Source organism: Nocardia coffeae, assembly GCF_019890715.1.
GTDB lineage: Bacteria > Actinomycetota > Actinomycetes > Mycobacteriales > Mycobacteriaceae > Nocardia > Nocardia jiangxiensis.
Window position 1 is genome coordinate 694483 of the sequence record NZ_JAINZY010000001.1, and the last position, 12687, is coordinate 707169.

Sequence of the window (12687 nt, forward strand, 5' to 3'; positions counted from 1 at the left end):
CTCGAGAAGCCGGGCGTCCGGTGTTGTCCGGGACCGGTGATCGAGCCTGAGTACCTCGATGCTGCACGCCCCGTCCACTGCAGGAAAAACCACATTGCGCTGGTCACCGCGGTGATCGAACGTCGGCGTGTATCGAAGCCCGACACGACCGGCAACTGTCACGGGGTCGAAGTTGGTGCCGGGCTGTGCTCGTCGGAAGTCCTCGACGGTACGCAGTTGGGACCACACACCGATGGCGTACGTGCGAGAGAACTCCATACCGCCACACCGCTTGAACCCGCTGACTCGGTCGCTCCCCGCGATATCGCACGACAATGACGCAGGATCGACACCGATCTCACGCCATACCTCGTGACCGATTTCTACTGGATCCCAGAGCTTTTCATGCAGAAGGTACGACTCGACCTCGTCCAGCGAACCAGTGAAGAGATCCTCCCGATCGCTGCGCAGGCGCCATTCACCCGGCTGTCGGACCCCGGAATACAGTACGAGCCCTACTGATTCGGCAAGCCGGTACACAAGCGCCGCATGCTCTCGCCAGCTATCAAGATGCGGCCCTCGAGATGTCCCGTCGTCGGCCCATCCAATCACGCCATCCCCCGCCCATCAGCGAACTGAGAGAACAGCAGGACGCACGTCGCCGCCACTCGCATCGTTTTGTGCGCCAACCGAACACAGATGGCGTGGAGCACACCGCGACATCCGAAGAACTCTCCATTTATCGCGAACCCCCTGCCTCCGAACGAGACAGCCGATAGCAGAATGAACAGGAAGCGGGGCCAACCGGCAGAGCCCCCGAGGCTCTCGACTCCGCGCTCAGCAGCCCACCCTCGATTCAGGTCGATCAACGGGACTCCTGAAGGACGAGAGTGGTTCGCGTACTATATTTCTGCTCGATCGTCGCCATGAGCATGCGAGATTCGTCCGGGCTCATCGCCACTCGGTCCAATTGCGCGACCGCGGCCCGATACCGATTGATATCGCCGTGGTCTCTGATACAGAGCTCCTCGGTGAAGCCCTTGGCATAGACCACGGGGGCTCCGACTGCGCCGATTCCCGGAAGGTCCCCGAATTCCATCAGGGTGAACCCGCCCCCATGCAGCCCGATGTGACTGCCTGCGTCTGACGGAATGACCCGGAGGGTTACGTTCGGCAGCTGGCTGACTTGTTCGAGGTGCGCCAACTGCTGGGCCATCAACGCCGGACCACCCACCACATGGTGCAGGACCGACCGCAACAGATAAACCTCAACATCAAAGTTGTTGTTGTGAAGTCTTACCCGTCGCTGCTCATTCAGCTGCTGCCAGCATTCGAGGTCGGCCGCCGAGTCGTGTGGGTGCCGTGCGGGGCGGTTGATCTGGTGGTACTCGGGAGTGCGGAGCAGACCCGGCACCACGGTGTTGGCGAATATGGTCACGGCGCTTGCGGCCTGCTCCAGCTCGACGCGGTCCACTAACCCAGCCATGGCCACGCTCACTCCGCCGCTCCTGGTGCTTCCCCCCTTTTGTTGTGCGGCGCGCAAGTCCTGTGCGAGCTTGAGCACCACAGTGCGCTCGTGTTCTTCTGCCTGGTAAAAGTTGCAGAGTTCAGACAGAAGCACCTTCGAGATCCTCGTTGCCTGACCATCTTCCAAGCGCCCGATGGTCTGCGGCGACACGTCGATGGCCTTGGCCGCCGCGGACTGGCTGAGCTTGGCGTTCTTGCGCAGCGAGCGCATACGACGCCCGAGCTCCCACTGCTCCAGCAATGAATTGATCATCGATTCCCTACTTGATGTGACGGTAAAACGGACAGATACGCCTTCCGGCCCCACGCCCCTGCCGCGCAGTCCGCAGTACGAGGGCGGTTATCGTTAGTCAGCAGCGCCTTTCTTCCGGCGGTACTTCGTGAGCGCGGCAGCCACGGGTGTACAGGTGTCGGAGCCCGGTGATGAGGTCATCGAGCGACTGCAGAATCCGCTCGCCCCCAGGACCGACCGGCAGATCGCCGGGGGCGCAGCGATCGCGATCGCCGTTGCAGGAGATTTCATCGGTCATCGTCATCTCCCCCCGGCGGTGGTGCGCCGGAGCGTCGGTGAGGCCCCGGTCTCGACGCACAACTGCGCGGCGACGAGACATCCGCAGAGGTAGCGGACGATGGAAACACCTTGTCGCAACGATGATTTCGTTCGACGGTGACAGGTTCCTCGGCCTGCAGCAATGCCTCTACCGCACGGCGGACCAGGCATTCCTCGACCGGGTGGTCGTGATGTATCTGGGCCAGTTCTCGGGCGCGTTCAATGGTCGGTGAGTCGAGCAACTCCACCGCGCACAGTTCCTCGGCGAGACGACCGTCGGCAGGGACGAACATGTGCGGATACTGCGGATCAGACACCCTCACCACCCCCGCTGACAACCTGCGAAAGGCCACGGTTCCCGACTAGGAACGGCCGGAATGCGGGGGTAGACCGCCGTGGGCCCCCGACGCCCAGCCCCGGCACCGCAAATGACCGCATCTGCGGCAACCCACGCACACGCATCCCGACCGACCGACCCCGAGAAATGCAGAAACACATCTCTCGACCCGCGCCATAGGCAAGGAATCCATAGCGGCGATCCGCGTTGGACCAGGCCATAATCGTTCTATTCATCGAAAAGGACTCTCTTCTCCAAAAATCAGCTCGATGGCAGAGGTGTTAGCCGCGCGGCGGCACCGTGTAGGAGGTGGCACGAGACCGTGACCGTGTTGAACCCGAACTCCCGCTAATCCACTCGGCAGCGATCACCGACCTCACTCGCACATGCGCTGAGTGCGGGCATGGCTACAGCGTTCATCGTTCTCTCCCAAGAATTTCTCGCCGACTCACGCCGGACTACGCGATCCAGAACGCGCGGCTATTCCCACAGCCACAGCCGTTCGGTCCCCAATCGCGGAAACGCGGTACGGCCATCCGGCACGAGCCGGACAATCTGGTCCGGCGGGTGACACTTCCGCCAAGCGGCCACGAAATTCGTTGCGGCGGAATGGCATGCACACACATCGATCACCACGCCCAGCTCACTCAGGAACTGGATGTGTAGATCCGGTTCCTCCGGCCGCGGACTCGTTGCACACACCCGCTCACCCGGGCACGTCGAGCGCGGCCCGGTAGGCGTGCGTGGTGCGGACCATCTCCCCCCAGCCTCCCGGCAGCGGGATCGCACACCAGGTCAGCGTTCCACCGCCCAGTGCAGATTTCCGGCCCGGCTCGCCATAACGACCCAACACAGTCGGCACGAGATCCGATGCGTGCGAGCGAGTTTCAACAACCTGCACTTCGAGCATCGCTGGCCACACCAACAGCCGAACCTCCAGCTCATTGAGAGACGCCTCGATCTGCGCATAAATCGGATGCACCCCGACCTGCACCGCCCGCGCAAACTCGGCAGCCTCGGCGAGAACTGCACCGACCACGGCCTCGCACGCCTCGACCAGTTCACGCAGACCGGCACGAGTCAGACGCTCGTGCACATGGAGCCGCGCGGTCGACCACGCTGATTCCGATACCCGCAGGCGAAAACTTCCCAGAGTTACCGCGGACGCAGACAAGGCCTCGGGTGGTGTCGACCTGGTCAATACCGACACACCTTCCCGAGGCAGCAGCGACCAGGCGTGCACCGAAGGCGACAATGCCGCCAGTTTGCGCAGCAAAGCCGCGCGAGGTGCGGTCACCGGCGCCAGGTGGGCTCGCGACGGCACAACCAACCTGCGGTACTCCATCCGCTCGAGCTCGTGCACGAGGACCCACAGGGCACCGGTCAGCGCGCCCGCGTCGTGATACACCGCGCTCAGGCAGTAGCCCTCCGACACAGCGAAGGTTCGCAGCTGGAGCTCCACCTCGTCCAGGGAGCCAGGAATCTGTTCCTCACGCACATACCCGAACATCAACGGTCGCGATTTCATCGTGGATCCCGCTATCCGCGTGCTCAAAACCGCTGCCGGAGCGAAAACCGATCTGGCGGGTGCACTTCTGGAGACATTTCGACATCGAGCAGAAGAGGCTGCGGGAATCTGCGAAGCATCAGGCCGAGCACGTCCACACTGTCACGAATGACGTTCTTCACCTTGATATTTGGCGCTGAAACTACCTGGAACGTCTCCACCATGCGGATCACTGCACCGGCCGCCACATTAGAGACAGTCCGGCCGTGCAGCCATGCCAAGGAGTACCGCCCGAGCCCCACGCACCACGCCCACTGTCGGACGTTCGATCTCGATCCAAGCTGCATGGTTACCACCTGGTTGTCGCTGGTTGCGGGCCGAGACGACCCCACGGCGAAAGTTCGTCGACCGTCGCTCGAAGTGAAGTAGCGACCGACGCAAGAAGAGTAATGCTGCAACAGTTGCTGAGTCAAGTGCAACGTGCGATGCAGCGTTCGGAGTAGCATTCAAATCGAAGATCGATGCTGCACCACCATGCGCATCGCCCACGTCAATAAGGGAGGATGGAACCCATGACCTCACAGTCGCCCACCGTCGCAAAGTGGGAGCTCAAGCTGCGGTTGGGCAGGCTCCGCAGCGAGTCAGGTCTCAACGACTCCGACGTGATGCAATCGCTCGCGATCTCGCGTCCCTACTGGGTCCAGATCTTCAACGGCAGCCGAGTGCCCAATGACGACAAGCTCATTGCCCTCGCCAAGGCGTACGGCTGCGGGGAAGAAGAACAGGACGAACTCATTCAGCTGCGTGCGGCCGCCACCGCGAAGCGCGGCTGGTGGCTCAAGTACCCGGCGCTGATCAGGCCGGAGATGCAGCGTCTGTACGGCTTCGAATATGGCGCGCACAGCATCCGCTGTTACAACTGCCTGCTGATTCCCGGACTTCTCCAGTCGGAGGGCTACGCACGAACGATCATCGCCGCCAATACCAACATCAGGCCATACGAAGTCGACCAGCACCTGGCAGTACGTATGCAGCGACAGAGCCGCCTCACCGGCGAGAACCCTCTGCACGTCACCGCCGTATTCAGCCAGGCGGCCCTCGTCCAGCAGACCGGTGGACCCGAAATTCTTCGCGAGCAGCTCCTGCATCTGAAAGCGCTCATCGAGGAGCACCCGGACACCATCGAGATCCGCATCATTCCCTTCACTGCCGCCGAGGGCACAGCGCTGGGCGGATCCACTTTCCACCTGCTCGACTTCGGCAGCCCTCAATTGCCGACGCTCGGATGGTCCGAGACGCCGACACAGGCCGACATCGTCGAAGACGAATCCGAGGTCAACCGCCTGGTCTACGCCTACAACCAGACCCTCACACAAACCCTCAGCACCGCTGAATCTCTAGAACTGATCAAGGAATACGCACGTGAGTAGCAAGCCCATCCTGAACGCCTATGAGCACACTGCCCCGACGACCGGCTGGAACAAGTCCGCCTATTCCGACCACGGCAACGCCTGCGTCGAATGGCAGCTCGTAGGCGAGCAAGTGCTCATCCGCGACAGCAAGTACCAAGGCAGCGAAGACCTTCGGCCGATCATCGCCGTTCCCGCCAACGCCTGGGACACATTTCTCGCCCGCGCCATCGGCGATGAGCACAACAACGACGCCGTGGGTGCACTCCCGATAATCAAGTTCGATCCAACCTCCGCCGAAACGTCGCTGGTCGACGCCGCGGGCACCATGCTGACATTTACCGTGCCAGAGTGGGATGCCTTCACCCGGAGCATCTGCACCCAACAGTGGCAGCCCACGGCTGCCTAACGGTAGGACTGTGCACGCTGATAGCCGATCTGGTACCTCTCATGCCGACAGACGTGGGCAATCGTCACCGCCGCCTTTGCTCAAAAGTCACCTGCGATGAGTCCGCCCCGGAGAGGCCCACGGACGCAATGGATCCCACTGCTGCCAGTCGAGTAATCATCTCAGTGCAACGCGATCTGAGGGGTAGACCGCGCGCAGCGGTTTCGATCAGCGGGTCACAGCAGAACCGCAGCGCGATGGAAGCATCGCCTGGTGTGTGAGTCTGGCGCAAATCGGCGGAACGGATCTCGTCGGCCACAATCGTTCGCCGCAGGAACCAACGCGATAACGCTGGCTTGCGGAAGCAATGAAAGGTGGCCCGGTTCGATCCGGCGATGCGGCAGGCCGCTCGGCCCGAACGCCCACGCGCGATCAGCCTTTCAACGCTCGCGGATTTTCTCTGGGCAGATCGCCCCCTGCTCGTCGAACAGATCACACGCTTCGCGGGTGAGCAACTCGGCCTCCAACTGGGAAATCCGGCGATGCGCGGAGGCCAACTCGTCGGCCACGACGCTCGGCGCCCTCATGGACTCCCACATCAACCAGCTTCTCAGTTTGCAATCTGGACAACCTCGCCGTGGAAATATCTGTCTCAGCAGCGATCTCAGCGGCCCGTTCCCCCAGCACGCAGTCGCACACACTCCTGCCGCCCCCACGGACGGGACTGTCGGAGCTCCGGCTCTGGTGCACATTCGGTGGTTGCGCCCCTTCCGGCTGTCCGCTCGGAAGCAAATCAGGCTGACGGCCCACGAAACGACCACTGCGACAGCATCATTCACGACCCACGCGGGGCCGGGGAGTCGGCGACAGTCCGTGACCACCGAATATGCACCAGAGCCGAAAGTGCGACAGAGCCGGAGCTCCGACAGTCCCTTTAGGCGATGTCGGGTCGTAAGTCGGCGGGCAGTGTGATGGTGATGGTCACGTAGTCGCTGTTGTCGTGCAATCGGATTGCGACCTGGGTGATCTCGAACAACCGGCGCACCAACAGTTCCCGCGCCGAGGTGAGGTTGAGCGTCAGGTACGGCAGGGCGTCCAGGAGCGCGGCGCCGGGGTGGCTGTGTCCACCGTCATCGGTGGCGTCGAGTTGGGCGATGAGGGACAGTGCGGCGTTTTTCTCAGCGTCGAGGTCGTTGTAGGTGCTGCGTAGGGCTGTGGCGAAGGGGTCATCGCGGTCGCCGTTCTGAGCTTGTCGCAGCACTGAACTCTGGCGTCGGGTCACGTCCGCGACGACTCGTTGGAGTCGTTCCCGTTCGAATCGGCGCTCCCGTTCGGTGCGGTCGTCGATGCCGGCGAGATCGGCGGCCACGATGTCACGGCGGTGTGGGCCCAATACCCGGTCGGCGAAAAATCGGGTGATTGCCTCCAGGATGGCGTCTTCGCGGAGATACACGGCCTTGGTGTGGCCGGCGTGCTTGTCTGGGCGGCCTCGGTTGTTGCTGCGGGGCCAGCATTGGTAGTAGGTGATGCCGTGGCGGTGGGTGCCGAACATTCGGCGTCCGCATCCGCAGAACACCATCCCGCGCAGCACGTAGGTGCGGCGCGTGGCCGGGTGGGTGTTGGGGCTGTTGCCCTCGCGGGACCCGCGCCGGGCTTGTCGGCGTGCGGTGAGTTCGTCGTACATCCATTTCGGGATCAGCGGCTCGTGGGCAGGTTCGGTGGACCACACCCATTTCACCGGGTCGTTCACCTTCCCGTGCCGGGAACGGGAGGCACGTCTGTTGAATACCTGGTAGCCGGTGTACTTGGGGTTCCTGAGCACTTCGCACACGCTGGTCTTGCCCCACGCCCCGCGGGCGCGTTCCCGGTTGGGTGGTTCGGGTGGCGGGTACTTGGTGGGGTCGGCGTTGAGCCGGGCGGCGATGGTGTCGTATCCGATGCCTTCGTGGTAGCGCCACAACGCGATCTGTGTGACCGTCTCTGCGCGTGCCCCGTCCGGTTCCAAGCGGGTCTTGCTCTGGCCTTTGGCCGCCTTGGTCGGGTTCGGGTGCCGGTACGTTGTGGCCTTGTATCCGTACGGGGGTTTGCCGATGTTCCAGCCCTCGCGCACGTGCAGGCACAGTCCGCCCCAGGATTGCTCGAGGGTGTTGAGGACTTCGTATTCGGCGACGGATTGGTTGATCCGGCGTTGCAGGATCCGCTGGGCGCGGCTGCCGGACAACATGATCGGCTCGTTAGCGGCGAACAGTGACGCCTCGCAGCGCTCCAACTCACGTTCGATCGACAGCCCCTCGAAGGTACGCCGCGCCACGCGCGACACCGACTCGAAGATCACCACATCGAACCGACGGCCCGGATGCGCCACCTCGTCCAGCAGATCCGCGACGCCGCCGTCACGGGCAATCGGGATGTCGAACCGCTCGTAGCCGGTCTTCTGGCCGCGTGCTTCCAATTCCATGCGGCCGGACTCGACATCGTAGAAGTGCGCCACGATCACCCACGAGTCGGGGATCGCGGTCTTGCAGTTCCCCAACTGCCGCATCATCGATTGACGCGGATCCTGCTGATCCTCAGTGGAGGTGCGGCCCAGGAACGCCACACGCACCTCGTCACGCAGCACGGCGGTCGGCACGCCCAACGGGGATACCGCATAGTCGGACAATCCCGATGGCCCAGATACCGGCGCGGTCACGGACAGCGACGCGGACCGACTGGCCAAGACGGGTGCGGGCGGGTTGGCAGTCGTGTCGTCGAGGGTCATGTCGCGGCACCATCCTCAGCAGAGTGATCGGCGGACTGTTGTTTCGCGGCCCACTCCAGAAGCTCCCCGACTACGTCGGCGAGTTCGCCACGCAGGCGTTCAGCTTGCGTGCCGTGAAGGAATCTGACGTGACCGGAGAATTGCCGTTCGCTGCGGCGTTCCCTGCTCTGGCTGTAGCTCCAAATAGGCTGGGCAGGGCCAACTTCTGGGGCATTTTCGCTGTTACTACGTAGGGGGTTCTCGTCGTCCATGCCCACTACCATGCAGTCTCCGTTTGATTGAGACTCAACCCGACACCGCGGCCGGCAGCATTCCCAAGAGCCCGAGCAACTTGGCTGCCAATCGACCGGGCAACTTCGAGGGTTGAGGGCAGGAGTACGGCTAGTTGCATACGTTAACTACGTCAATGCACTCCGAGCCGATGTCGTCGCCTCTTCCGTGTACTGTGACCTCATGGCCGATGACGTGTCGTCAGTCGATAGCAGCTTGGTCACTCCCACAGAGATCGCGAGGCTTGCGCACGTGACTCGGGCGGCGGTCTCCAATTGGCGTCGGCGTTATCCCGATTTCCCTGCGCCTGCGAGTGGGACAGGGCGAAACGCAGTATTTGCGGCCAAGGACGTGGAGGCATGGCTGTCCCGGCACCACAAGGCCGACGAACCCAACACCGAAGTACTGGTGTGGCAGACATTGCGCAGTCATTACCGGGACGATGTGATGCGCGGCATCGCCGATGTGTCCGAGGTTCTGCTGACTGAGAAGTCGGAAGTGTTAGATAGCGAAGTTTGGGCGCTCGCGCGCGAATGGGCCGCACGAACGTCGACGGCCGAGGTGATCGAAGGACTCGTCGAGCGCTACCGCAGCCAACCCATCCGCGCGGGCTCACTTTCAATTACCACACCGCAGCTCGCCCGTGCGGTGCGTCAATTCGCCGGACAGGTGAAGGGCACCATATTCGATCCCGCTTGCGGAGTTGGGTCACTGCTACTGGCGGTCGCCGACGAGCGCGCTACTGCTCTGGTTGGCCAGGAGCTCGATTCTTCCGCCGCACGGCTCGCGTCCTCGCGTCTCGAGCTCGCCGGGCAGGTGACCGTCACCATCGCAACCGGCGATTCGCTCCGCAACGATGCCTGGTCTGACCTTCGCGCCGACCTCGTCCTGTGCGCGCCACCGGTCAATGTCATCGATTGGGGCCGCGGGGATCTGTTACTCGACGCTCGCTGGGAATTCGGCGTCCCCACTCGCGCGGAGAGCGAGCTGGCCTGGCTGCAGCATTGCTACGCGCATGTCGCATCAGATGGGAGGGCGATCGTCGTGATGCCGGCGTCTGCCGCGTATCGGAAGGCCGGTCGTCGGATTCGCGCGGAGCTGGTGCGGCGAGGCGCGCTGACCAACGTTGTCGCGTTGCCGGGCGGCATAGCCGCCTCGCATGGGCAACCCATGCACCTGTGGGTGCTGAGGCGCCCCGCCGATCCGGCCTCGGCGATGTCCGCGATCCGCATGGTCGATCTGACCGCCAACGATCCGAGCGGAAGCTTCGAACCTACGGCTGAGCAGGTCGCCGACGTATCGCCGATCGACCTGCTCGACGAGGAGGTCGACCTCACGCCGGGGCGCCACGTCGCCGTCCGATGTGTCGATCACCTGGCCGATTACCGCGCTACGGTCGAGAAACTCGATGTCACGCTGAGGCAGTTGAGCCAGGCACTGCCGCCATTCAGCGCGGGTCCTGGGATGCTCGACACCACTCTGGTACGGATTGGCGACCTGGTCCGGGCGGGGCTGGCCACCGTCTCCGAAGGAATCGCGGTATCCACCAGTGATCACCTCGACACCGATTACTTGCAGGGGTTCATCCAAAGTTCGGCGAACATCAAGCGCGCTACCAGCGGCAGCTTCCGTGCCGATGTTTCGGGTTCCCGCATCCCGCAGATGAGCATCGAAGATCAGCAGCGATATGGGGCGGCCTTCCATGCACTCGACGAGTTCGAACGTCTGTTGTCGGAGTTGACGACGTTGGGTGGCCGGGCGGTTGCGCTGGGCCGGGAGGGGCTCACCCTCGGTGCGCTCCGGCCTCGCCAAGAGACACCGCCGACAGAAACGGGCTCGGCCGGCCGGACCACGAAACACTGAGCTGCTCCCGCGCCCTGGTGCACGCCACGAACAGCAGGCATCGTTCTTTCAGCAAGTCATTCGCGTGCTGCTGACTGTCCACCTCCGCTGGGGTGATCTCCTTCGCGAACGGGATAGCGCTCGCCGTGGCGCCCACGACCGCGACACAGCGGAACTCCAGCCCTTTCATGGCGTGCATGCTGGCCAGCCGCACACCGTCGACATCCGCGCCCGGCCGATCCTTGACCTTGACCGCGGCGATTCCCGCGGCATTCAGGTGATCGAATACCTTGTCCAGCAGCAGGTTGAACCGGGCGCAGACGGCGATCTCACCGGGAAGAACGGCCTGGCCGATCCATTCCCGCACACGCTCCACCAATGCGGCGACCTCGGCCTGTTCGTTCTCGTATCCGGACCGGTGCGGCCGGTTGCCGTGCAGCAGTGAGCGGTAGCCGAGCAGCGTGTCGTCCCCGTCGCCGCCGAGATCCTCGATCGCCGAACCACTCATGAGCCCGGTCGACCACGCAAGGATCTCCGCGGTGCTCCGGTAGTTGACCCGTAACCGGCTGCTGCGGCCCGCAACCGAGATTCCCAGCGTGCGGAGCGAGACGCGGGAGTCGTAGATCCGCTGGTGCGGGTCCCCGGTGATGAACAGATCGTCCGGGCGCTCCGCCACGGCGGCGCGCACCGCCCGCCATTGGGACGGGTGCAGATCCTGGGCCTCGTCCACCACCACATGGTCGTAGGGACGCTCGCCCCTGCCGGTGGTATCGAGCAGTTCGGCGGCACGCGCGCAGATTTGCAGGTGAGTGGTCTTTCCTGTGGCATTCAGTTCGGTACGAAATTCCTCGATCGCCTTCCAGAGCTGAGTGCGCTGGGGCTCCCGTAACGCGGAGCCGCGTCCGCGCCGGTCGGCTCGCAGGTACTCCGCTTCGGTGGTGATGGCTTGCGCGAGGATAACCTGCCGGAACTCCTGCGCGAGAAACTGCTCCGCCCATGGAAGGTCGAGCCGTCGCTGGATCCGCCGCCACAGTCGGCGTTCGTCCATGTCGCTGATCGGGGACGGCGTCCGGCCGGTCAGCTCGCGTACCACCCGGTTGGCGAAGGCATCGACGGTGGTGACGTCCACCCGCGCCAGCTTTTCGTTGTCATCAAGCAGCAATGCGAGGTTCTCGCGCAGCATCCCCGCGAGGGCGTTGGTGAAGGTGGTGAGCAGGACCCGGGTGTCCCGTGAGCGGGACAGCAGGTGTTTCACGCGGTGCAGTGCGACCACGGTCTTCCCGGTGCCCGGACCGCCGCTCACCTGCGCCGGGCCGTTGTAGGAGGGCCGGTAGGCGACCCGGCGCTGGGACGGGTGGAGGAACACCCGCCATGCCGCGAACGGCTTGTCGAGGATCTCGGTGAGTTCTTCGGAGCTCGTGACCAGGGTGATCCTGCTCCTGGTGTTCGCGATCGCCGTGGCCAAGGTGTCGCTGCCCTCGGGTGCGGCGCCGACGGGCCGGCGCGCGGCGACCACGTCGCGGTAGATCTCCTCCGGCGAGAAGCCCTCGGCGAGAAACTGAAGCACCTCGAACTGATCCTGGGGCAAGACGCCACCGAACGCGTCGAGCTGGTCCCGGCCGCTGATCGCTCGAGCGGCCCGCAGCACCTGGGCGTCGATGCCGAGGTCGCGCAGCACGGTGTCGGACCAGCGCGCGAAGAGCAGGGTGGGCGCGGTCGCGGCGATTTCCTCCAACGGAGGCGTGAGCTGCTCGATCGCGACCACGTCGCGAACTTCCACGGCGCGGGTCGCGGTGTTGATGGTGTAGAGGCGCTTGGCCGCCCAGCCGTAGGCATCGTCGTGCGGCAGAACCCTCAGCAAGAGGAAGATGTCGCTGCCGTCGTCCGGCGCGAGCACCACGCCCCGCCAGAAGTCCGTGATGCGGATGGTCCGCATGCGCGGGTCCCGCGCTTTTTCCACGGATTCCAGGTGCAGGCCCTTGTCGGCGTGCAGTTCCGCGATGGACAGTGTGCGGAATTTCGCCATCGCCTTGCGCACGCCGGACTTGATCGGCTTTTCCAGCTGGTCGTAGGTCTCCCAGAAGCTGTCGGTGAAAGCGAGTTGCGGCATGGCGAAT

General features: G+C 63.9%; 12 protein-coding genes. 4 read left to right on the forward strand and 8 right to left on the reverse strand.

Annotated elements, in window-relative coordinates; genetic code table 11:
* Positions 1-844: 844 nt before the first annotated feature.
* Positions 845-1759, reverse strand: a complete 915-nt coding sequence (locus K7711_RS02825) for a helix-turn-helix domain-containing protein (protein ID WP_222964554.1) — start codon at positions 1757-1759, stop codon at positions 845-847.
* A 97-nt stretch (positions 1760-1856) separates the two neighbouring features.
* The gene (locus K7711_RS02830; protein ID WP_222964556.1) at positions 1857-2036 is read right to left on the reverse strand and encodes a hypothetical protein; all 180 of its coding nucleotides are present in this window, start codon (positions 2034-2036) and stop codon (positions 1857-1859) included.
* Between the two features lie 121 nt (positions 2037-2157).
* On the opposite strand from K7711_RS02830, the gene K7711_RS48310 reads away from it, so the two are divergent.
* Positions 2158-2289: a hypothetical protein gene (locus K7711_RS48310; protein ID WP_268929145.1), complete on the forward strand. Its 132-nt coding sequence runs from the start codon at positions 2158-2160 to the stop codon at positions 2287-2289.
* An 810-nt stretch (positions 2290-3099) separates the two neighbouring features.
* Here K7711_RS48310 and K7711_RS02835 read toward each other — a convergent pair.
* The gene (locus K7711_RS02835) at positions 3100-3921 is read right to left on the reverse strand and encodes a hypothetical protein (RefSeq protein ID WP_222964558.1); all 822 of its coding nucleotides are present in this window, start codon (positions 3919-3921) and stop codon (positions 3100-3102) included.
* Positions 3922-3944: 23 nt separating this feature from the next.
* The gene (locus tag K7711_RS02840; RefSeq protein ID WP_222964560.1) at positions 3945-4148 is read right to left on the reverse strand and encodes a hypothetical protein; all 204 of its coding nucleotides are present in this window, start codon (positions 4146-4148) and stop codon (positions 3945-3947) included.
* 324 nt (positions 4149-4472) lie between these two features.
* Here K7711_RS02840 and K7711_RS02845 point away from each other — a divergent pair, with 324 nt between their 5' ends.
* Positions 4473-5330 (forward strand): helix-turn-helix domain-containing protein, encoded by an 858-nt coding sequence (locus K7711_RS02845; protein ID WP_222964562.1) that lies wholly within the window; start codon positions 4473-4475, stop codon positions 5328-5330.
* The gene (locus K7711_RS02850) at positions 5323-5718 is read left to right on the forward strand and encodes a DUF397 domain-containing protein (RefSeq protein WP_222964564.1); all 396 of its coding nucleotides are present in this window, start codon (positions 5323-5325) and stop codon (positions 5716-5718) included. Before K7711_RS02845 ends, K7711_RS02850 begins: the two co-directional genes overlap by 8 nt.
* A 419-nt stretch (positions 5719-6137) precedes the next feature.
* Here K7711_RS02850 and K7711_RS02855 read toward each other — a convergent pair whose 3' ends face one another.
* From K7711_RS02855 to K7711_RS02865, 3 genes are all read right to left on the reverse strand, one after another.
* Positions 6138-6284, reverse strand: coding sequence for a hypothetical protein (locus K7711_RS02855; protein ID WP_222964566.1), 147 nt, complete (start codon positions 6282-6284; stop codon positions 6138-6140).
* A 347-nt stretch (positions 6285-6631) separates the two neighbouring features.
* Positions 6632-8458 (reverse strand): recombinase family protein, encoded by a 1827-nt coding sequence (locus K7711_RS02860; RefSeq protein WP_222964568.1) that lies wholly within the window; start codon positions 8456-8458, stop codon positions 6632-6634.
* Positions 8455-8709 (reverse strand): hypothetical protein, encoded by a 255-nt coding sequence (locus K7711_RS02865; RefSeq protein WP_222964570.1) that lies wholly within the window; start codon positions 8707-8709, stop codon positions 8455-8457. Before K7711_RS02865 ends, K7711_RS02860 begins: the two co-directional genes overlap by 4 nt.
* 202 nt (positions 8710-8911) lie before the next feature.
* On the opposite strand from K7711_RS02865, the gene K7711_RS02870 reads away from it, so the two are divergent.
* The gene (locus tag K7711_RS02870) at positions 8912-10591 is read left to right on the forward strand and encodes an N-6 DNA methylase (RefSeq protein ID WP_222964572.1); all 1680 of its coding nucleotides are present in this window, start codon (positions 8912-8914) and stop codon (positions 10589-10591) included.
* On the opposite strand, the gene K7711_RS02875 is transcribed toward K7711_RS02870, so the two are convergent.
* Positions 10512-12680, reverse strand: a complete 2169-nt coding sequence (locus K7711_RS02875; RefSeq protein ID WP_222964574.1) for a UvrD-helicase domain-containing protein — start codon at positions 12678-12680, stop codon at positions 10512-10514. The two genes, K7711_RS02870 and K7711_RS02875, sit on opposite strands and share 80 nt — an antisense overlap.
* Positions 12681-12687: the final 7 nt, after the last annotated feature.